Origin of the sequence: Streptococcus sp. HMSC071H03 (assembly GCF_001813035.1) — a bacterium.
Lineage (GTDB): Bacteria > Bacillota > Bacilli > Lactobacillales > Streptococcaceae > Streptococcus > Streptococcus anginosus.
The window spans coordinates 41,680-61,723 of sequence record NZ_KV811145.1 but is presented as its reverse complement, the minus strand read 5'-3'; the positions used below and the strand labels follow the sequence as shown (position 1 = coordinate 61,723).

23 protein-coding genes, 1 pseudogene and 1 riboswitch are annotated in these 20,044 nt (G+C 37.8%); of the genes and pseudogenes, 6 read left to right on the top strand and 18 right to left on the bottom strand.

Annotation, left to right across the window (positions count from 1 at the left end; genetic code table 11):
- The first annotated feature begins 202 nt into the window (after positions 1 to 202).
- From HMPREF2887_RS01690 to HMPREF2887_RS01680, 3 genes are all read left to right on the top strand, one after another.
- Positions 203 to 1,327, top strand: coding sequence for a PTS sugar transporter subunit IIC (locus HMPREF2887_RS01690; RefSeq protein ID WP_021001946.1), 1,125 nt, complete (start codon positions 203 to 205; stop codon positions 1,325 to 1,327).
- A 75-nt stretch (positions 1,328 to 1,402) separates the two neighbouring features.
- Positions 1,403 to 1,852, top strand: coding sequence for an NUDIX hydrolase (locus HMPREF2887_RS01685; protein WP_003023676.1), 450 nt, complete (start codon positions 1,403 to 1,405; stop codon positions 1,850 to 1,852).
- Positions 1,853 to 1,915: 63 nt separating this feature from the next.
- Positions 1,916 to 2,215, top strand: coding sequence for a DUF1827 family protein (locus HMPREF2887_RS01680; protein ID WP_003023675.1), 300 nt, complete (start codon positions 1,916 to 1,918; stop codon positions 2,213 to 2,215).
- Positions 2,216 to 2,285: 70 nt separating this feature from the next.
- Here HMPREF2887_RS01680 and HMPREF2887_RS01675 read toward each other — a convergent pair whose 3' ends face one another.
- The 8 genes from HMPREF2887_RS01675 to HMPREF2887_RS01640 all read right to left on the bottom strand — a co-directional run bounded on the left by HMPREF2887_RS01675 (position 2,286) and on the right by HMPREF2887_RS01640 (position 8,652).
- Complete coding sequence (locus HMPREF2887_RS01675) at positions 2,286 to 4,340, bottom strand: cation:proton antiporter (protein ID WP_021001947.1); 2,055 nt, start codon at positions 4,338 to 4,340, stop codon at positions 2,286 to 2,288.
- 11 nt (positions 4,341 to 4,351) lie between these two features.
- A complete protein-coding gene (locus HMPREF2887_RS01670; protein ID WP_003023671.1) occupies positions 4,352 to 4,606 on the bottom strand; it encodes a hypothetical protein in 255 nt (84 codons plus the stop codon).
- 12 nt (positions 4,607 to 4,618) lie between these two features.
- Positions 4,619 to 5,167 (bottom strand): tRNA 5-(aminomethyl)-2-thiouridylate-methyltransferase MnmM, encoded by a 549-nt coding sequence (locus tag HMPREF2887_RS01665; RefSeq protein WP_021001948.1) that lies wholly within the window; start codon positions 5,165 to 5,167, stop codon positions 4,619 to 4,621.
- Positions 5,161 to 6,105 (bottom strand): tRNA modification radical SAM protein MnmL/YtqA, encoded by a 945-nt coding sequence (locus HMPREF2887_RS01660; protein WP_021001949.1) that lies wholly within the window; start codon positions 6,103 to 6,105, stop codon positions 5,161 to 5,163. Before HMPREF2887_RS01660 ends, HMPREF2887_RS01665 begins: the two co-directional genes overlap by 7 nt.
- A gap of 41 nt (positions 6,106 to 6,146) precedes the next feature.
- Positions 6,147 to 6,473: an MGMT family protein gene (locus tag HMPREF2887_RS01655; protein WP_057489784.1), complete on the bottom strand. Its 327-nt coding sequence runs from the start codon at positions 6,471 to 6,473 to the stop codon at positions 6,147 to 6,149.
- 21 nt (positions 6,474 to 6,494) lie between these two features.
- A complete protein-coding gene (locus HMPREF2887_RS01650; RefSeq protein WP_084740373.1) occupies positions 6,495 to 7,145 on the bottom strand; it encodes a phosphatase PAP2 family protein in 651 nt (216 codons plus the stop codon).
- A complete protein-coding gene (locus HMPREF2887_RS01645; protein ID WP_003023663.1) occupies positions 7,135 to 7,698 on the bottom strand; it encodes an ECF transporter S component in 564 nt (187 codons plus the stop codon). Before HMPREF2887_RS01645 ends, HMPREF2887_RS01650 begins: the two co-directional genes overlap by 11 nt.
- 148 nt (positions 7,699 to 7,846) lie before the next feature.
- Positions 7,847 to 8,071, bottom strand: a riboswitch (FMN riboswitch).
- 68 nt (positions 8,072 to 8,139) lie between these two features.
- Entirely contained in the window at positions 8,140 to 8,652 is a 513-nt protein-coding gene (locus tag HMPREF2887_RS01640; protein ID WP_021001954.1) for a tRNA (cytidine(34)-2'-O)-methyltransferase, read from the bottom strand.
- 361 nt (positions 8,653 to 9,013) lie between these two features.
- On the opposite strand from HMPREF2887_RS01640, the gene trkA reads away from it, so the two are divergent.
- The 3 genes and pseudogenes from trkA to HMPREF2887_RS01625 all read left to right on the top strand — a co-directional run bounded on the left by trkA (position 9,014) and on the right by HMPREF2887_RS01625 (position 13,425).
- Complete coding sequence (gene trkA, locus HMPREF2887_RS01635; RefSeq protein ID WP_021001955.1) at positions 9,014 to 10,363, top strand: Trk system potassium transporter TrkA; 1,350 nt, start codon at positions 9,014 to 9,016, stop codon at positions 10,361 to 10,363.
- A 3-nt stretch (positions 10,364 to 10,366) separates the two neighbouring features.
- A complete protein-coding gene (locus HMPREF2887_RS01630; RefSeq protein WP_084740371.1) occupies positions 10,367 to 11,806 on the top strand; it encodes a TrkH family potassium uptake protein in 1,440 nt (479 codons plus the stop codon).
- Positions 11,807 to 12,190: 384 nt separating this feature from the next.
- Positions 12,191 to 13,425: pseudogene (locus tag HMPREF2887_RS01625) on the top strand (aminoacyltransferase).
- Between the two features lie 366 nt (positions 13,426 to 13,791).
- On the opposite strand, the gene HMPREF2887_RS01620 reads toward HMPREF2887_RS01625, so the two are convergent.
- From HMPREF2887_RS01620 to HMPREF2887_RS10370, 10 genes are all read right to left on the bottom strand, one after another.
- Positions 13,792 to 14,277, bottom strand: a complete 486-nt coding sequence (locus HMPREF2887_RS01620) for an acyl-CoA thioesterase (protein ID WP_021001958.1) — start codon at positions 14,275 to 14,277, stop codon at positions 13,792 to 13,794.
- A 347-nt stretch (positions 14,278 to 14,624) separates the two neighbouring features.
- On the bottom strand, positions 14,625 to 14,879 hold the full coding sequence (yidD, locus tag HMPREF2887_RS01615) for a membrane protein insertion efficiency factor YidD (protein ID WP_003031659.1): 255 nt from the start codon (positions 14,877 to 14,879) through the stop codon (positions 14,625 to 14,627).
- Positions 14,879 to 15,604, bottom strand: a complete 726-nt coding sequence (locus HMPREF2887_RS01610) for a pseudouridine synthase (RefSeq protein ID WP_057489785.1) — start codon at positions 15,602 to 15,604, stop codon at positions 14,879 to 14,881. Before HMPREF2887_RS01610 ends, yidD begins: the two co-directional genes overlap by 1 nt.
- Positions 15,591 to 16,157 carry an SMC-Scp complex subunit ScpB gene (gene scpB / locus HMPREF2887_RS01605; protein ID WP_021001959.1) on the bottom strand — a complete coding sequence of 189 codons (567 nt, stop codon included), beginning with the start codon at positions 16,155 to 16,157 and terminating at the stop codon, positions 15,591 to 15,593. The genes HMPREF2887_RS01610 and scpB overlap by 14 nt, the downstream gene beginning before the upstream one ends.
- Positions 16,150 to 16,860: a segregation/condensation protein A gene (locus tag HMPREF2887_RS01600; protein WP_084740368.1), complete on the bottom strand. Its 711-nt coding sequence runs from the start codon at positions 16,858 to 16,860 to the stop codon at positions 16,150 to 16,152. Before HMPREF2887_RS01600 ends, scpB begins: the two co-directional genes overlap by 8 nt.
- Complete coding sequence (gene xerD, locus HMPREF2887_RS01595) at positions 16,860 to 17,591, bottom strand: site-specific tyrosine recombinase XerD (protein ID WP_003023642.1); 732 nt, start codon at positions 17,589 to 17,591, stop codon at positions 16,860 to 16,862. Before xerD ends, HMPREF2887_RS01600 begins: the two co-directional genes overlap by 1 nt.
- Positions 17,588 to 18,049: a cyclic-di-AMP-binding protein CbpB gene (gene cbpB / locus HMPREF2887_RS01590; protein WP_003023640.1), complete on the bottom strand. Its 462-nt coding sequence runs from the start codon at positions 18,047 to 18,049 to the stop codon at positions 17,588 to 17,590. Before cbpB ends, xerD begins: the two co-directional genes overlap by 4 nt.
- Entirely contained in the window at positions 18,046 to 18,567 is a 522-nt protein-coding gene (locus tag HMPREF2887_RS01585; protein WP_003023638.1) for a metallophosphoesterase, read from the bottom strand. Before HMPREF2887_RS01585 ends, cbpB begins: the two co-directional genes overlap by 4 nt.
- Positions 18,543 to 19,529 carry a nucleoside-triphosphate diphosphatase gene (locus HMPREF2887_RS01580; RefSeq protein ID WP_003023636.1) on the bottom strand — a complete coding sequence of 329 codons (987 nt, stop codon included), beginning with the start codon at positions 19,527 to 19,529 and terminating at the stop codon, positions 18,543 to 18,545. Before HMPREF2887_RS01580 ends, HMPREF2887_RS01585 begins: the two co-directional genes overlap by 25 nt.
- On the bottom strand, positions 19,526 to 20,044 hold a 519-nt coding region (locus HMPREF2887_RS10370), incomplete at its 5' end, for an aspartate/glutamate racemase family protein (protein WP_261673780.1). The genes HMPREF2887_RS01580 and HMPREF2887_RS10370, both read right to left, overlap by 4 nt.

The following is a 20,044-nucleotide window of genomic DNA, read 5'->3' as shown; positions in this document are numbered from 1 at the left end:
AGATGTTATAATAGACAACAAGAAAAATAAAAAAGGAGTTACGTTATGTTGATTATAGATATTATTATCATTATTTATAGTATCTTATCAAGGCGTAGCTACCGTTTTAAAATGGGATAATCATCTCCATTTTTACATGACTCCGCCTTATTCTCATTTGGGATAGGGCGGATTTTATTTTTCAAAAATAAAGGAGTTTTTTATGACAAAAGAAAACACAACCGCATCACTTACCCCTAAATCATTTTTGCATAAAGTTCTAAACGGCACCGCAATTGGTGTTATCGTAGCCTTGCTGCCTAACTGTATCTTTGCCATTATTTTCTCTTTAGACTTTTTCAAAAATAACGCTTTCTTTGCTACTTGGAATGTGGCTAACGTTCTTTTCCAAGCCACTTTATCTGCCGTAATTGGAACGCTGGTTGCCTTGGAATTTAATTTCAAAGGAATGAAAGCTGCGCTTCTGGCAGCCATTGCTTTTGTTAGTTCTGGTACTTCTAGCAAACTAGCTGGAGCAACGGAGTTATTAGGATATCTCCAAAAGCAAAAAGCCTCTGCTGAAATTACGGCAACTGCAAACAAAATGGTTACTGGATTCTACACGACCGGTACAGGGGACATTATCAATGTCATGCTAATTTGTGCCCTCAGCGTCCTCGTATTGCTCTGGCTAGAAGGAAAATTTGAATCTTTTAATTTTGTTCTTCTGCCAATCGTTGGATCGCTTCTTGCGACTGTGGGGTTATTCACACTTCCTTATGTCAAAATGATTTCTAGCTTAATTGGGCAAGGAATCATCTACTTTACGGATCTTCAGCCTTACTTAATGAGTGTTCTCATCTGTGTTACTTTTGCTATCTTAATCGTGGCTCCAATCTCAACTGTTGCAATCGGTCTTGCCATTGGACTAAATGGACTTGCTGCTGGTGCTTCTGCTATGGGAGTCGGAACAACTTGTATCGTCCTTGTTGTTCATTCATTCTTCGTCAATAAACCTGGTGTAACTGCTGCTGTCGCCCTTGGTTCAATGAAAATGATGATGACCAATGTCTTTGAACATCCAATCTCTTATGTTCCTATCATTGCAACTTCTGCTGTAACTGGACTATTGGTTCCCCTCTTCACCATTATAGGGACGCCTGCATCAGCAGGTTTTGGACTCGTTGGTCTGACAGGACTCTTCGCTTCTGTTACAGGCGGACTTTCCATGGGACTGGCAATCTTAGCTTGGCTTGTCATCCCAACAGTCGTTGCCATTCTTTTCCGTCTTCTCTTTGAAAAAGTGCTCAATTTATACACAGCAGATATTTTCAAATTTGAACCTTAAAATGCTTGAAAGTCTTGACAGCACTTGATTTCTGCATTATGATATTAGTAGCATATAAGAAAGAGTGGAAACAATATGACAGTCGCAACTTTTGGAGAAAAGCAAGAAGGTGTTCAATATGTGAATCGCTATGGCGTTTATGCAGTTATTCCAGATGAAAAGCAAGAAAAGATAATTTTAGTGCAAGCCCCCAACGGTGCTTGGTTCTTGCCCGGAGGCGAGATTGAGCAAGACGAAGATCGCTTGACTGCTTTAAAACGTGAACTGATTGAAGAGCTTGGTTTTACTGCTCAAATCGGTCAATATTACGGACAAGCAGATGAATATTTTTATTCTCGCCACCGCGATACCTATTTTTATAACCCTGCTTACATTTATGAAGTAAGCCAGTATGAGCAATCGCAGGCACCTTTAGAAGATTTTAATCAGCTCGCCTGGTTTCCAATCGAAGAAGCTATTTCCAAACTAAAACGTGGCAGTCATAAATGGGGAATTGAAATGTGGAAAAAGAATCATAAAGTATGAGAAATTGTTCACATTTTTTATGAAAAAGTGCTATAATAGGAATAGAATATAGGAGGAAGTCAGATGAAGCTTATTAACACGACAAACAGCCATGCACGCCTTGTACAAAGTCAATTAGAAAGTACAGATGCTACACTAGTTGAGACTTTTTCCGCTGGAAATACAGACGTCGTCTTTACGCAAGCACCTTTTCATTATGAAATTCTGATTTCAAATAAACACCGCGCCATTCGCGAACAAGAAGTTGAAAAAATTCGAGAATTTTTTTTGAAACGAAAAATTGATACAAAATCGATTGATGCTTCTCGAATTAAGACACTCTATTCAACAAACCTCATTGAAATATCCATCCCAACTAAATAAGCCTGTCAAGGCTTATTTTTTTGTTTAAAAAAGAGTGAATTCGCAACTAGGTGCTCAATCCACTCCCGTTTTATTTCTGTCTGACATAGTTCATCATGTCGTATGGTAATGTATTGGCGGTTTCTTTGAGAGAATAATTTTCTAAATTATTGACATTTTGACGGAGAAATTTTGCATAACTAGCTGAAATCAGCTTTTCGTGTTCATATTCAAAAATAATCTTCCGCTCCAAATAATAGCCTCGTAGCATTTCCTTGATATTATTCGGTTTGATACGCGTGATAACCCGTTCAATAAAAGCACTGCTTTCAATAATTGCTGTCTCACGAATGCGCAAATCTTGCAAGAAATTGATAAGCGCAGTATTATAAACACCCTTCAGATTTTCTAAACTCCCGATAATTACTTCTGTATTGGCTAGATACAGTTCGGCAATCTCTTCTCTTTCAGTCTTACTAGGCTTTGCTCTATCTTGATTGAGCCAATTACGGAAAGTAGAGCCAAATGTAACAATCTCATGCAGCAATAAGCGAGTCATTCTGAAAAAGCTGATCAAAAAATAAGTGAAGCGCGAAGCAAGGTTGCGGTTGATTCTTTGCTCCATATTCCATAAATAACGTTGGTAAATGGAATAGGCACGGTTGCTTATTTTTCTTTCTTCGTAGGCTTGTTCCAAGCCGTCACTTTCAATACTCAGCATCAGCAATTGCAAATCTGTCAAATCTTTTTGAACAGATTTTCCTTCCTGCTCTAGGATAAGATGCTCGATTCGTCCATGATAATTATCAATAGCCGCGTAAAGCGGAGCCTTAACTTTGGTATGTTTCAAATCTTCTTCCAATTCTTGGACAACATCATTTAAAATAGCAATATGCATGAGGTAGTCGGATGATTCTTCTTTGTTTTCTGATAAACGAGGTAATATTACAAGCCCTGTCAAAAAACTAAGCAACGTAACCCCAGCCACCAAGAAAAGCAAGAGAGGATACTTTTGTTCTAACGCTGTTGGAATCAAGAGAATGGTCGCAATAGACACCGTTCCTTTCACGCCTGAAAAAGTTAACAGAGCAATGTCTCTCCAATATTTCGACATTCTCTTTTTCAAACGCAGACTTCTCCAGAAATAAAAGCCATAAATCATGACAAAACGAATGGCAAATAGCACAATCGTCAGTAAAAGAATTGTCAGAAGGAGTCGAAGATTATCATAAATCGGACTTTTCAAAATGGGTTCAGCTATCGTTTCTAACTCAATTCCTAAAATGACAAAGACCGCTCCATTCAGCATAAATGTGACAGTTTTCCAAATCGTATCTGTCACGGTATCAACTTGAGCTTCTAATAAAGTAATCCTTTTAAAACGACTAGCCTTAAAAATCCCTGCCACAACCACTGCAATAATTCCTGATACATGGAGTTCTTCGGCCAAAAAGAATGTCAGCAACGGTAAACTTAATTCTAACAACAACTCTCCTGCTGTGTCTGAGGCTCGCACCGTATACAGCAGCTTTTGCAACTGACGATTTAAAAAAGCAGTTAGACCACCCACAATAAAACCGCCAATGATTGAAAGGATAAGTGAGGTGCTGGCTTCCTGAGCTGAAAATTTCCCTGTTGTCCAAGCCGTCAGGGCAAATTGAAAGGCAACTAAACCACTCGCATCATTTAGCAAGCCCTCCCCTTTCAAAATATTTTCTACACGTCTTGGAAAGGTAAAGCGCTCAGATAAGGACGCAAAAGCCACTAAATCAGTCGGACCCAAGGCGGCTCCAACTGCGATACAAGCTGCAAGAGGAAGGGACACCCATAGCCAATGTGACAAAAAGCCAAGACTAAAAGTTGATAGAAAAATAACTGGAAAAATCAGATAAATAACAATCTTCCAATGCTTAAGAATACTGGTAATATCGCTTTCTTCTGCTTCTCGAAACAGTAGCGGTCCAATGATTAAAGCTAGAAACAGCTCCGTCTCTAAATGAAACGTTCCAACTGGAATGAAAAATCCCAAGCCAATCCCTAATAGAATTTGTATGAGTGGCGTTGGCAAGCTTGGAAATAGCTTGTTGGTGGCATTTGAAACAATCAGAACAGATAAAAAGATAATAATATAAAGGAGTAAGTCCACCTTTTCCTCCTTTATTTTTGTTTACAACATTTTTCAAAAAGCATCTTCTGCTCGGAGATCTTTTGCTCTATTTTCGATAAATCGCGATGCTCAATCATTTTTTGGCAGCGCTCCATTTCAAGATTGACTAATTTTTTCTTAATCCGAAGCATTTTTTTGCTCATCTGCGCATCATTTACTTGCTTTGCTAAAATTTCTCCATTGGTTGAATCTAAATATTGACTGCGCAAGCAGTTCAATTTTTCATGTAGATATTGCTTATCCATTTTTCTCTCCACTTAGGTCATTTTCAATTTCTCAATCATCACTAAAAAGGGGGGCTGATTGATTTGGTTGATTGTTTTATAAAGGGCAACAGTAAATTCCTGCTGCGGCAATTGACTAACAAAGTCTAAAACCGCATCCCGCTCTATTTCGCCACCTGTATGCCCATAGTAAATCATGACCGCAATCCGACCGCCAGCTTCTAAACGCTGACATAATTTTTCCAAGGCCTGTATAGTTGTATGTGGCTGGGTAATTACTGACTTATCTGCTGACGGCAGATAGCCTAAATTAAAAATAGCTGCTTTAATAGTTGCAATGTATTGATCCACATTTTCGTGACCTGTTAAAAGCAATTCAACATTGTCTACTTTAGCTTCTGCCAAGCGCTTAGCGGTTTGCTTAATAGCTTGTTCTTGAATATCAAAAGCATAGACTTTTTTAGCTAATTGTGCCAAGAAAAGAGTATCATATCCATTTCCCATAGTAGCATCTACGACTATATCTTCTTTGGTTATGATTTCTGATAAAAAGGCATGTGCCATCTCCAACGGTCTCAACATGTATATCTTTGCTCCTTTGCCCTACAACCTTGCACGCTACCACGACGTTTCATTTCTTGCTCAATCGCATTTAGCACTTCCCACTTTTTGAGACTCCACATGGGTCCAATGAGCATGTCCCGTGGCGCATCTCCTGTAATTCGATGAATGACGATATGTTCAGGGATTATTTCTAATTGATCACAGATAATAGCAACATACTCATCTTGGCTAAGCAACTGCAAGCGTCCTTCATGATAATCTCGTTGCATCCGTGTGTTAGTCATTAAATGCAAAAGATGTAATTTAATCCCCTGAATATCATTGTCTGTCACACAGCGGCGAACATTTTCTATCATCATCTCATGGCTTTCACCAGGCAAACCATTGATTAAGTGGGAAACTATCTCGATTTTTGGAAATTTCCGCAGCCGTTGAACCGTTTCAACGTATAATTCATATGAATGTGCGCGGTTAATCAATTGCGAAGTAGTTTCATAAGTCGTCTGCAGGCCCAACTCTACCGTCACATGCATACGTTCAGATAATTCTGCTAGATAGGCAATCGTCTCATCAGGCAGGCAATCTGGTCTGGTACCGATATTGATACCTACAACCCCTGGCTCATTGATGGCCTGTTCATAACGCTCACGAATAACTTCTACCTTATCGTGGGTATTGGTGAAATTTTGAAAATAAACTAGATATTTTTTGACTTCAGGCCACTTTCGATGCATGAAGGCAATTTCTTTATAAAATTGTTCACGAATCGGTGCTTCAGGAGCTACAATCGCATCACCAGAACCTGACACCGTACAAAAAGTACAGCCACCATGAGCAACCGTTCCATCTCGATTGGGACAATCAAATCCCGCATCAATCGGAACTTTAAAAGTCTTCTCTCCAAATAGTTTTCGATAATAAGCATTCAAAGAATTATAAGGTTTCATAACTTTCATTGTACCACAAAATAAAACAGAACTCGCGCTCGGAGTTCCATTTACACTTTACTAATATCCGTTGGCCTCCATTGGTGTTTTTTTAAATCCACACAGCCATTCGTTTTAAAAGTCACTCCTTCGGCCCAAAGGAGATGTCTCTGCTCCTCCCACGCTGGCGCTAAGCGTCCTGCTGCATTGACCACACGGTGGCAAGGAAATTTTCCATAAAGTTCTGCTTGAGACAGGACGCGACCTACTAAACGAGCATTTCTTTCTCGCCCTATCAAATGCGTAATTTGTCCATAAGTAGCCACTTTTCCTACAGGAATGCAGGCTACAACTGATAAAATTTGATTTATTAATTTTTCATTCAATACTTTATTCATCAGCATTTCCCTTGTGACAACCTAATTTTGTTTTCTTCTAAAACGCCATTGGAAGCGCATCTTATCATAGTATGGAAATTCAATATGTAACATCCCTAAACCTAAGAAAAGACTTCCTAAAACATCTGTTGGATAATGAACTCCTAGATAAACGCGAGATGTCATGATTGTAAGAATGAATACCATGAGTAACACTTGCAGCAAATGTCTGAGATGACGATTTTTCACGCGCTGGCTCACAATAATCACTAACGCCCCAACAACTAACGTCGAAGCCAAGGCATGTCCACTCGGAAAAGAAAATCCACCTTCTTCTACCAAATGTTGAATAGCAGGACGAGGACGTTGATAGACATTTTTCAAAAGAGCCACTAAAATTCCCGTCAAAGCAAGATTTCCAGCCAAAAGAATCGCCTCACTCCACCATTTTTTATAAAGGAAAAGACCAACTAAAACTACAACCCAAGTTATAATAACGGGTATGTTGATTAGACTTGTCACGTTAGAAAAGAAAAATGTCAAAGAATCTGGTAAATCCCCACGCAAAATTGTCTGAATTGGCCAATCAAAGCCTTTTAAATAATTAGGATGAAACTTGATAACATATCCTAAAATCACAAAAAGTAAAAGGGCAAAAGAGCCCTTGGTTAAAAACGTTTGTTTATTTTTCATACTTGATTAAAATTGGTTTCAAAAGCAGATAAATCAGCCAGAAGGCAACTGCAAAAACCACACCTTCTAATAGATTAAATGGAATGACCATTGCAAATAGATAGTTTGCCACGCCCAGAATCTTTGAAATATCAAAATTAGCAAATGTTGCATAGAGTGGAATAGCATAGGCATAGTTGAGAATCAGCATTGCCAAGGTCAATCCGAGCGTCCCCACCACAGAAGCGATTAGAAAACGAACGGTTGTCTGCTCTTTTTTCCAAATCAAAGCAAAAGCAATTACGAAAACAGCAACCGCAATGATATTCATCGGCAAGCCAATATAAGTATTGACGCCTTGATTGTTCAGCAGCAGTTTGAGCACCGAACGAACCAATAAAATGCTCAAAGCACCACCTAAATCCAGCACCACTAATCCCAGTAAGATTGGTAAAATACTGAAATCTAGCTTTAAAAAGCTAGCCCCCGGTAAAATCGGGAAATCAAAGAACATCAGCAAAAATGAAATTGCTGAAAGAATAGCAACAACAGCCATTTTGCGTGTATGTGTCATAACAGGTTCCTCCAATTTATAAAAATTAGAGAAGCTGGAAGGCTTGCTGAAGAACGATTTCTCTAAATCAACGGAACCTTTGAAATAGTATAAGAAAATCTCCTTAAATAAAATTTAAAAGCTGTACTTTTAGACCTTCTTCATTGCCTTTCGTCTTCTCCCATCCAGACTATACTGTCGGTTGTGGAATTGCACCACATCAGCTTACGCTCGCGGACTTAAAACAGCTATCCAGTTGGCAAAGATTTTGTTTTTAAATGAAGTGGCGTTTCAAAGGTACACAAAGAAACTACAACGCTATATAAAAACAAAAGATTGTCAACGGCTGCAAATTACCGCCGGTCGGGAATTTCACCCTGCCCTGAAGACCCTTTAATCATAACAAAAAAAGCCTGCTAGAGCAAGCATTTTATCCGATGTCGTCCATTCTTTTAAGAAATCCTATTTTAATTTGTCATGTGCATAGTGATGTACTAGCTCCAAACCTGCAAAATTCTGTTGCCGCAGGGCTTCATACACCAGCATACAGACTGTATTTGACAAATTCAGACTTCTGACATGTTCATCATTCATCGGAATCCGCAAGGCTTTTTCAGAATGAGCACGCATAAAATCTTCTGGCAAGCCCTTATCCTCACGCCCAAACATGAAATAGTGATTTCCAGCAGTTGCAAAATTTTCTTCCGCATAAACCTTCTCCGCAAACTTAGAAATCAAATACAATTGTCCGTCCATTTTACTCATGAATTCTTCTAAATTGTCATAATAAGTAATGTCCAGCTTATCCCAATAATCCAAGCCAGCTCGTTTCATCTTACGGTCATCAATCGGAAATCCCATTGGTAAAATGATATGAAGAGGCGAATTCGTTGCTGCGCAAGTCCGAGCAATATTACCCGTATTCTGTGGGATTTGCGGTTCAAAAAGAACAATGTGGTTTTGAAATGTTGTCATATGTTATAGCCTTCTCATCTATCTTAGTGAACTGTAATTGCTATCAAGCAAAAAAATAGCCACACTGCCCGGAGTCAAGCTCAGCAGACAGCGTGGTTTAAGGCTCATTAACTTACATCACAACAGGTTTGAGGTAAATCAATGAGGGTACTTTCTTAGTATATCACTTTCTTAGCACATGTCAACAAAAAAAGCTTTATTTTTTCATATTTTCTAGATTTTTATGACGAATTTTCAAGTTTATCTTTTTATTTTCAATTACTGGACTCTTTTGAATAAAATATCTCTTTTTCTTTCTTCAAAACGATGAAATTTTTGTAAAAAAAGGGTATGATAGAGGGGTATACTTGGGAGGTATAACATGAAAATTATTGTCGTTGGTGGCGGTAAAGTAGGCTCTGCACTTTGTCGTTCACTTGTGGCTGAAAAACATGATGTGATTCTCATTGAGCAAAACGAAGCCGTACTGAATCGCATCACCAAGCGTTATGATATTATGGGCATTGTTGGTAACGGTGCCAATTTTAAAATTTTAGAACAAGCTGATGTAGAGCATTGCGATATTTTCATTGCCATGACAGAGCATGACGAAGTCAATATGGTATCAGCTGTGTTGGCAAAAAGAATGAGAGCAAAAGAAACAATTGTCCGAGTGCGCAACCCAGAGTATTCAAATTCTTATTTTAAAGAAAAAAATATCCTTGGTTTCTCTCTCATAGTCAATCCTGAATTGCTAGCAGCACGCTATATTGCAAATATCATTGAATTTCCAAATGCGCTCTCTGTTGAGCGATTTGCCAATGGACGCGTCAGCTTAATGGAATTTAAAGTTAAGCAAAATAGTGACCTCTGTCAGATGACCATGTCTCAATTTCGCAAAAAATTTGGCAATGTCTTGATTTGTGCCATTAACCGCAATGGACAATTGCTCATTCCAGACGGTGAAATTACCATTTTGCAGAATGATATTATCTATGTCACCGGAAATCGGGTAGATGTCATTCTTTTCCATAATTTCGTGCGACCCAAAGTCATTAAAAGTTTGATGCTCATTGGTGCAGGAAAAATCGCCTACTATCTACTTAATATTTTAAAAAATAGCAAAATCAAACTAAAAGTGATTGAAATCAATCCAAAGCATGCTGAATGGTTTAGCCAAGAATTTCCACATTTGCATATTGTTCAAGGTGACGGTACTGCAAAAGACATTCTGCTAGAAGAAAGTGCTCAACACTATGATGCTGTTGCCACTTTGACTGGTGTCGATGAGGAAAATATCATTTCATCCATGTTCCTTGAAAGCATGGGCGTGCAAAAAAATATCACGAAAGTCAATCGAACTAGCTTGCTTGAAATCATTGACAGTCAGGAATTTTCAAGCATTGTAACACCAAAGAGAATCGCTGTTGACACGATTATGCACTTTGTCCGCGGACGTGTGAATGCTCAATATTCTGATTTACAAGCCATGCACCATCTTGCCAATGGACAACTTGAAACTCTGCAATTTCAAATAAAGGAAGAAAATAAAATGACTGGAAGACCACTTTCCAGCCTCAAACTGAAAAAAGGTGTCTTGATTGCTGCCATTATCCGAAATGGAAAACCTATTTTCCCAACGGGGGAAGACCACATTCAAATAGGCGACCAAATCATCGTCACGACACCAATCCAAAATATCACGCAAATATATGATTTGTTAGAGAGGTAAGCCATGAATAGAAGTATGATTCGTTTCCTCCTCTCAAAATTGTTAATCATTGAAGCAGGGCTGCTACTGATTCCCCTCATTGTAGCATTTATCTATCATGAACCCAATCAAAACCTGCTTTCAATTAGCGCTACAATTGGCATTCTCTTGGCAGTCGGACTTTTAGGTAGTTCTTTTAAACCTAAAAATCATCACATTTATGCCAAGGAAGGGGTTCTGATTGTCGCTTTATGCTGGATACTTTGGTCCTTCTTCGGGGCTCTTCCTTTTGTTTTTTCGGGACAAATTCCCCATCTCATCGATGCTTTCTTTGAGATCAGTTCAGGCTTTACAACAACTGGAGCTTCTATCTTACCAGACGTCTCTGTTTTGTCACATTCCCTACTCTTTTGGCGTAGTTTTACCCACTTAATCGGAGGTATGGGAGTACTAGTCTTTGCTCTTGCTATTATGGAAAATAATAAAAATAGCCATTTGGAAGTAATGCGAGCTGAAGTCCCTGGTCCTGTTTTTGGTAAAGTTGTCTCTAAATTAAAGGATACTGCACAAATTCTCTATTTGCTGTACTTAGCACTTTTCGCTATTTTTGTAGTGATTTATTATCTAGCAGGAATGCCTCTATTTGATAGTTTTATCATTGCCATGGGAACAGCGGGAACAGGAGGCTTTAGTGTCCACAATGACGGAATTGCCCATTATCACAGCTCATTGATTACTTATTTAGTGAGCTTTGGTGTGCTCATCTTTGGTGTGAATTTTGATCTGTATTATTTCCTATTACTAAGAAAATTCAAAACCTTTTTTGGTGATGAAGAATTGCGAACTTATCTCATTATTGTAGCATCTACAACGATTTTCATCTGCCTTAATGTCTTTCATATCTATCAAGACCTCTCTCAAACTTTGGAGATTTCATTTTTTCAAGTCTCTAATATTATTACTACAACCGGCTTTGGTTTTGGAGACACCACGGCTTGGCCACTCTTTTCTCAGTTCATCCTCCTCATTCTTATGTGTATAGGGGGTTCTGCTGGTTCAACCGCCGGCGGTTTAAAGGTAGTTCGTTGCTTAATGCTGGTTCGCATTGCTAAAAATCAAGTATTGTCCACCCTCTCACCAAAGCGGGTATTGACTCTGCACGTCAATCATAGTGTCATTGACAAAGACACTCAGCATAAAATTTTAAAATATCTCGTTTTGTATACGATGATTATCATCTTTCTCATTTTCATCGTTAGTTTGGACAATAATAACTTGATGACAGTCGTCAGTGCTGTTCTTAGCTGTTTCAACAACATTGGGCCAATGTTAGGAACAACTGATAACTTTGCCATCTTTGGTCCTATTTCCAAACTCCTACTCTCTCTTGCTATGATCGCAGGGCGTTTAGAGATTTACCCAATGATCCTGCTCTTTATGCCACAGACATGGTCCAAACGATAGCATATCGCCTGAAAATCGCTGGTCATAAAACTAATATCTCAGACTGTAGACAAACCACCATTTTGGTAGGTTTGTCTTTTGTTTTCTAGAGGAAATGCTCCTTTGGATTGTTTTTTTATTTTCTTTTATCAACTAAGTCATAAATAAAAGCCGTAAGAAACCTGAATTTCCTATGGCTTCGTTTGTCTATTCTTTTGTAAATACAAGATTTTGTAAGTCAACAGTCTCACAATATTAAAATTCAAGAGCAAATATTTTGACAGGGTTAAATTCTGGGTGATAAAATGGTTCAAAATAAAAACGTTTTCAAATAAGAAATAATTTTATTCTGTAGCTTCACCAGATCTATTTATTAACCTACAAATGATTAAGGAGTACAGAACAATGCCTTTAGAAATAATTACTAAAGAAGCATTGAAGCAACATTATCAAAAAACGAAACGGAAATCCTTTATTCAATCCGTAGAAATGTCTATTTTATTGAAAAAAAGAGGATATAATGTTGAGTTCATTGGCTTCTTTGATAACAATCAATTACAAGTATCAGCATTATTATTTAGTACAAAAATGGCAGGTGGTTTATACTTAGAAATCAATTCAGGACCTGTTGTTACTAATTATGAGTTCTTACCTAAATTTTATGAAGAATTAAAAATCTATGCAAGAAAGTTAAAGGCTATAGAGCTGGTTGTGAAACCCTATGATATTTATCAAGTCTTCAATAGTAAAGGTGAGCCCATTAGTACTGAAAAGAAGGAACTTGTATCTATGCTCACCAACCTGAATTACCAATTTGATGGCTTACAAAAGGACTATCCTGGAGGTGAAGGTGATTGGCATTTTGTAAAAGACCTAAATGACTTAATAGAAGAAACATTACTAAAATCTTTTACTAAACAAGGAAAATCATTAGTCAAAAAGGCTAAAACATTTGGTATAGAACTGCATAAACTTAAACGTAATGAGCTTTATAAATTTAAGCAGATTACTTCATCAACTTCTGAACGTCGCAACTATAATGATAAGACTTTAGATTATTATGAAAAATTTTATGATAGCTTTGGAAGCAATGCAGAATTTATTATAGCGAGCATAAATTTCAAAAATTATTTGGAGCATTTACAAAATAATCAGAATGAATTATCTAAAAAGATTAAATTACTACAAGATTATCTTGAAGAAAACAACCATTCCTCTGAAAAAAAATGAATCAATTTCGAGAACTATCTAGTCAATTTGAAACGTTTGAAATACGAAAAAATGAAGCATACCAACTATTAAAAAAGTATGGAAACAAAAGTACAATATTAGCTAGCAGTCTTTTTGTATACACTCCCCAAGAAACGGTCTATCTCTTTTCTGGATCCTATCCTGAATTTAACAAATTCTACGCACCCGCTCTTTTGCAAGATTATGTAATGCGAGAATCAATCAAGCGAGGTATTCCCTGTTACAACCTTTTGGGTATTACTGGTCATTTTGATAGTTCTGACAGTGTACTTTGTTTTAAACAAAATTTCAATGGTTGTGTCCTGAGAAAAATGGGAACTTTTAGATATTATCCTTCCCCGTTTAAACATATAACTATTCAAATAATTAAAAAAATTTTAAATAGATAAATCCTAAAATACCTTCCATAGTTTTGCCACACTTGCTTAAAAAACCATGCAAACCAATATAAAATCTTCATTAGGTGTGTAATCCTAGTTAGCTCTTTGTGATTAGTAATTTATTGTGTTCATCTTAAAAAGCAACAATAATTCTTACTCATTCTACGCTGAGATTGATTTACTATCTACTTCTTATCAGATAAGCTATGATGATTCTATTTAAACACAAAAAAGAATGTTAGAGACAAATTAACATTCCATAATTTTTCACTCTGATTATATTATAGAGAAAGCATTTTTGCACTATTTTAAAGTTTACCGTATAGGAACTAAATGAAACAACAATTTAGTGCGTAGTCTCATCTTCGAAACATGCTACATGTTATCTTTCACTGCGACTGCTACCATTCTAGCTTTGGCACGCACCTGACCCGCTACTGTCATCTCCATTGCCACAATAGCTTTTCTTTGACCTAGTTCTTCAAGTCGAGAGATGACCGTAATTTCCTCATCAATGGGCGTTGGACTTTTATAATCTATTTCCAAACGAGCTGTGATAAATCGTCCAATGACCGTTTCTTCTGTGAAATCTAAGCCCTTATTTTGATGAGCAAACCAGGCTGCTGAAGCGGTACCATGGCAGTCAAAAATCATGGCAATCATACCGCCAAATAGATTAGCTGGAACACCACCGGTATACTGTTGAGCTGGTGTTATCTTGCTAATACAGCTAGTTCCGTTTAGACTAGGATAAGTTTTTAAATGCAAGCCTGACTTATTCTTAGGACCGCATCCCCAACAATGCTGGAATCGCTCACCATAAGTATCTTGAATAGCAATATTTCTTGTTTCCAAAACCATTTGTTCTCCTTTTTAAAATTAAATTTACAAGCGCTTTCATGATTATTATATCAGTCTTTAAATGAAGAGTAAATACGAAGTAGATTCAAGATATTTTAATCGTTCGTCTAAGCTGACTTTATAGAAAAGATAGTTAGATTTCACACAGCGAATGCCTTTAAAACTTTTCAATTTTCATTGAGTATGAAATGAACCGACAACAAAAGGCCAGCAAGAAATATAAAAAACGAGCAATTTTGATTTTCTGTTAGTTAGAATGTCAAAATTATTCGTTTTTCTTATTTGTACTATTAAGTTATAGTATTTTATAAAGAATCTCTGGTTGACCTCTTTATAGAGGATGCGTCTCAACCTTTTTCTTTGTCTTCTGCATAATTGCGCTTCAAACTAAAAACATCTGGTACAGGATCATCTCCTCCTTCTGCCCAAGGATGACAACGCAAAATACGTGCAATTCCCATTAAGACACCTTTAGCACCGTGCTTTTCAATCGCTTGAATCATGTAATTTGAGCAAGTCGGCTGATAGCGACAAGAGGGTGGAAAGGCTGGCGAGATAAACTTTTGATAAAAACGCACTGGTTCGATAAAGATTTTTTTCATCATTTTTTCTTCGTCACAGCTAGGTTATGTAACTGGCTGACCTCTTTTTTATTGAGACGGCGAGCTTCACCCGGACGAAGACCAGTTAAATTCAAATGACCAAATTGCGTACGAGAAAGTTTATCTACTTGCAAACCAACAGCTTCAAACATCTTTTTCACTTGGTGATTTCGTCCTTCATGAATGGTCAACTGAACAACCGAACGATTCTTAACCGAGTCTACTTTCAGAATTTCGTAAACCGCTGGTTTGGTTTTTTTGCCATCAACTTCCACACCTTTGGTCAAGGGACGGAGAACTTCTTTATCAGCCACCCCCTTGACACGAGCTACATAGACCTTATCAATTTCATTTCGCGGATGAATCATCTCATCTGTAAAATCGCCATCATTTGTCAAAATCAAAGCACCTGACGTATCCCAATCAAGTCGACCAACTGGATAGATTCTCTCTGTGACATTTGGCAACAAATCAACTACCGTTGGACGACCTTTGTCATCTGTCACGCTAGAAATGACACCGCGAGGCTTGTTTAAGAGATAGTACACTTTTTCTTCATTGTAAATTGGCTGACCACTGACCTCAACACGATCACCTGACTTAATCGTCGTCGCCAACTCACGAACAACTTGTCCATTCACAGTGACAAGCCCTTGTTTTATCAACTCTTCTGCCTTTCTACGGCTCGCAATCCCAGCATGGGCAATATATTTATTGATTCTCATCCTCTATCCTTTCAGTAAATAGCTGACTTTCTTCTGCTATTAACTCTGTCTCTTCTACTATTGGCAATTCTTCTAAGCTATTGATTCCCATATAATCCAAAAAATAATCCGTTGTCACATAAAGATTTGGGCGCCCTAGCACTTCTTTTTTTCCATTTTCACAAATCAAGTCAAATATCTGCAACTTTGAAATCGCACCACTAGAATTGACCCCACGAATCTCATCCACTTCCATTCTCGTAATAGGCTGCTTATAAGCAATAATGGACAAAGTTTCCAAGGCAGCTCTTGATAAACTTTGATTGATAGGGGCTTTTGAATATTCCCGCAACAATTCAGCAAAATCTTGCTTGGTAACAATTTTATAAGTATTCGACGTCTCTAACAAGGCAAGACTTGAATCTTCATCTTTTTGATACTTTTCTGCCAATTTCTCCAAACTCTGTGTCACTCCCGTAGGAGGCAGAGAGAGGAGTTCTGCCAGTTGACGGACACGCAAGCCGTCCTCACCTGCTACAAAGAGCAAGGCTTCAATCTCTGCTAATTTACTCATTTCTTTTTCCCATTAGATAAATATTCCCAAAATTTTCTTCCTGCACCACTTGAATTTCTTGCACTTTTACCAATTCCAATGTTGCTAAAAATAGAGTAATGACTTCATTTATATCTTTTGTTTCTGAGAAGATCGCTTGAAGAGCAATTTTTTCTTGTAGATGGCAACGATTGCGTATTACATTCATCATGTCTTCAATTTTATATTCGTCTTTGACAATGGTTGTGTGGTTTTGAGCAAATTCTTCTCTTTTTTGTGTCATCAACTTTGAAAAGGCCAGAAACAAATCAATCGTTGTTTTGTCATGACGTAACTCAGCATTTCCATATACCAATTCGATTTTAGGCTTGGAGTAATAAAGAGCCCGTTCTTCATGCTGCTCTGCCATTTTCTCACCTAACAATTTGAATTTCCGATATTCCTCAATTTGAGAAAGCAAATCTTGCTCCAAATCCTCTTCAGTTTCTAAGCTATCAGCTACTTTTGGCAAGAGTTTTCGGCTTTTAATCAACATGAGCTGACTTGCCATAACCATGTATTCTCCCGTCACTTCTAACCTCATAGCCTGAAGCGTCGCCACATAAGCCAAATATTGCTCAATGACCTCTGTAATCGGCACATCATAGATATCCATTTGGTATCTTGACACCAAATGAAGCAATAAGTCCAATGGGCCTTCAAAATCTTTAATTTTTATGTCCATTATCTGTATTTTTCCAACGTCATCATTGTTTTCAAGCCTAAATTGCGCGCAATTTCATATATTTCTACGCCTTTTTCTCGCTGGCGTAAAATATATTGCTCCCGCAAACTCTGAGCTGATAAAGTAGCTTGATTTTTTTCAATCAAAAAAGCCTCTAATTGACGAAAGCCCCATTGCCGCGAATAGCTTTTTCCATTCTTTTCTAACAAGTAAGTTCCTTCCAGAGTTGTTTCCAATTCTCCAATCAATTGGTCTGGAATGGGCACAATGCGCTTTTGACCTGCTTTCTCAATGCGAATAATCTGAAAATCCAGATTGACATCTGCTACTTTCAACTGCAAAATTTCGCTTGGTAAAAGCCCCATTTCTAAAATGAGAAGCGCAATCAAGCGACCGTTGTATTGATTTGTATCTGCATAAAAATCAGACAAATCCAAAATTTCCGCATCGTGTTCTTTCGGGATTCCCACTTTTGGCAACTCCAAACGATAAAAGTCTGAAATCAATCGTTGCTTATATAAATAATGCAAAAATTGATTGACAGCAGATAATTTTCGTTTCTGAACAGAAGGTTTAAAGTCAGCGATAGAAGCCTGATAAATCCGCAGATTGGTCTCTGTAATTTTTGCATGGGTCACATCTACGAATTGCTCCAAATCATAAAAATAAGCTGTTTTTGAATTGTCAGATAAATTTTTTCCTTCTAAAAAGGTTGTTATTTCTTCTTTCATTTTGGATGAATCTCGTATTCATTCGCAAAACTATGCAAAAGAGCATTAACTGCTTTTAGGATAGATTTGCGTGTAATAATTCCTTGAAATGTATTGTCCTGATCAACGACTGGCAAGAAGGACTCATCTACTAACTTATGCAGCACTTCTGTCAATGTAAAATCCGGACCGACTGTCAGGTCATCTTTTTTCGCCATGTGAACAATATCCGTTGTCATAAATTCCTCATCAGGGATTTCATGCTGCATTTGGTAAGACAAGATATCTGTCAGCGAAATAGTTCCAACAAACTTTTTCTGATCTGTCACAACGGGTACTCGCGAATAGGTCATCTGACTCAACAACAAAATAGCATGATCAGCATTGTGAGTATCAATCAAGACAGCTAAGTTTTCTGCCGGTGTTAAAAAAGTATCTTCTTGCTGTAAGAGAAAATCTTCAAATTCTTTGGCAATCATCGAGTAAACTCCTTTGATAGGCGAGAATACAGTTCGTGTTGACGCGTATAATAGTCCACTTGAAATGCATCATCACTAATCTCTACCTTAGCATAAAGTCGCTCATTGATAACACCGCGCGGTTGGCTGATAGAACCGGGATTTAAAAAGAGCGTTTTTCCTTCCATCCACGCATCTGGAATATGTAAATGCCCATACAAACAAATATCTGCATTTACCTCTTGTGCCCAGAGGTCCAATTTTTGAAAACCAAAATTGACCTGTTGAAGATGTCCGTGAGTTTGCGCAATAATGGTGCCGTTTAAGTCTGTCACTAAGCGATCTGGATAGCCACCATAGAAATCCATGTTCCCTGCTACAACGTAAATTCCTTGCCACACTTCGTCATCACTTGGCAGCTCAGAATCACCATTATGAAAAATAGCATCTACTTTTCCGAGATAATAGGTCTTTATCTCTTCTACAATAGCACGATCTCCATGAGAATCACTCATTACGATGATGGTTTGTTTTGCCATGTTGGAAATACCTCCACTAATTTTTGAACTGCTTGAGCTCGATGTGATTGAGCGTTTTTTTCTTCCATTGTTAATTCTGCAGATGTTTTGCCTGTTTCACCTACTAAAAATAAAGGATCATAGCCAAATCCATTTTCACCTTTCGGCTCAAAATTGATATAGCCTGGCCAGTCAGCCTCTACGACCAGACTTTCTTTGTCAGGACTTGCCACTACCAGAGTGGTATGAAACTGTGCAGAGCGATCTTTCAAGTCGAAAACCATTGCTAATTCATGTAGCAATTTTGCATTGTTTTCTAAGTCTGTTGCATCATTTCCAGCAAAGCGAGCAGACCAAACTCCAGGAAGACCACCTAGTGCATCCACTTTTAAGCCTGAGTCATCCGCCAATACCATTTTGCCAGTCAGCTTAGAAATGGTCTCTGCTTTCAAACGAGCATTCTCTTCAAAAGTCATTCCAGTTTCTGCTACCTCTGGCAAATCAGGATAGTCATTCAGGTTTTCAATTTTGTAGCCTAATTTTTCAAATATTTTACGAAATTCAGCAGTTTTTCCTTCATTGCGAGTAGCGACTAAAATCGTATCTCCGACTGTCAAACCTGACAAGTCTTTCTGAGAAAAGAAATCATTCAGCTGAATCCCATTTTTAGGCAAATGCACTAAAACTAACTGTCCCTTTTCCGTAATTAGAATAGCACCTTTATGAAATTGTGCCTGAAACTGTGAATCTTGGTTCTCGTTAATCATTTGCAGGACAAATTGAACAAAAGACATCATGGAGTTATATTGAATCACTGCAACAGAAAAAGACTGCTCTTCAACTACTAATTGACGGAGCTCTTCCTCCATACGACTGAGTTCTTCCGAATCAACATCCTTAAAATGGAAAGTTTCGCCACGAGAAGACCATTCTCCAACATACCAATCTTGGGTATCTTTATACTCATAAATTTTGCTACTCATAAGGTCACATGCTCCACATTTATTTCTTTATTTAACCACGTTTCTGCAATTTCAGCAAAACTTTTCGCATTTGCTGTTGTAAAAAAGCGGTGTTGAGGAAGTTCTCCTTCTCTGCTGTGATTGATTTCAAAATAATTTAGCAAAACAGAAATGTCCCGCACGCATTCTGCTCCACTATCAATCAGTTTCACTGTTGGTCCCATCACATTTTGAATGATTGGTTTTAGTAAAGGATAATGCGTACAGCCTAGTACTAAAGTGTCCACCTTGCCTTTTAAAGGCATCAAGCTCTCATAGACCACTTTTTTCGTAATACTAGACGACAGTTCATTAGATTCTACTAGCGGTACAAATTTGGGACAAGAAAGACTTGTCACCTCCACTTCCGGTAAGAGACGCTCGATTTTTTGCCGATAAATATCTGATTGAATCGTCATTGGCGTTCCAATAATGCCAATCTTCCCATGTTGAGAGGCTTTGATTGCCGCACTAGCTCCTGGTAAAATCACTCCTAA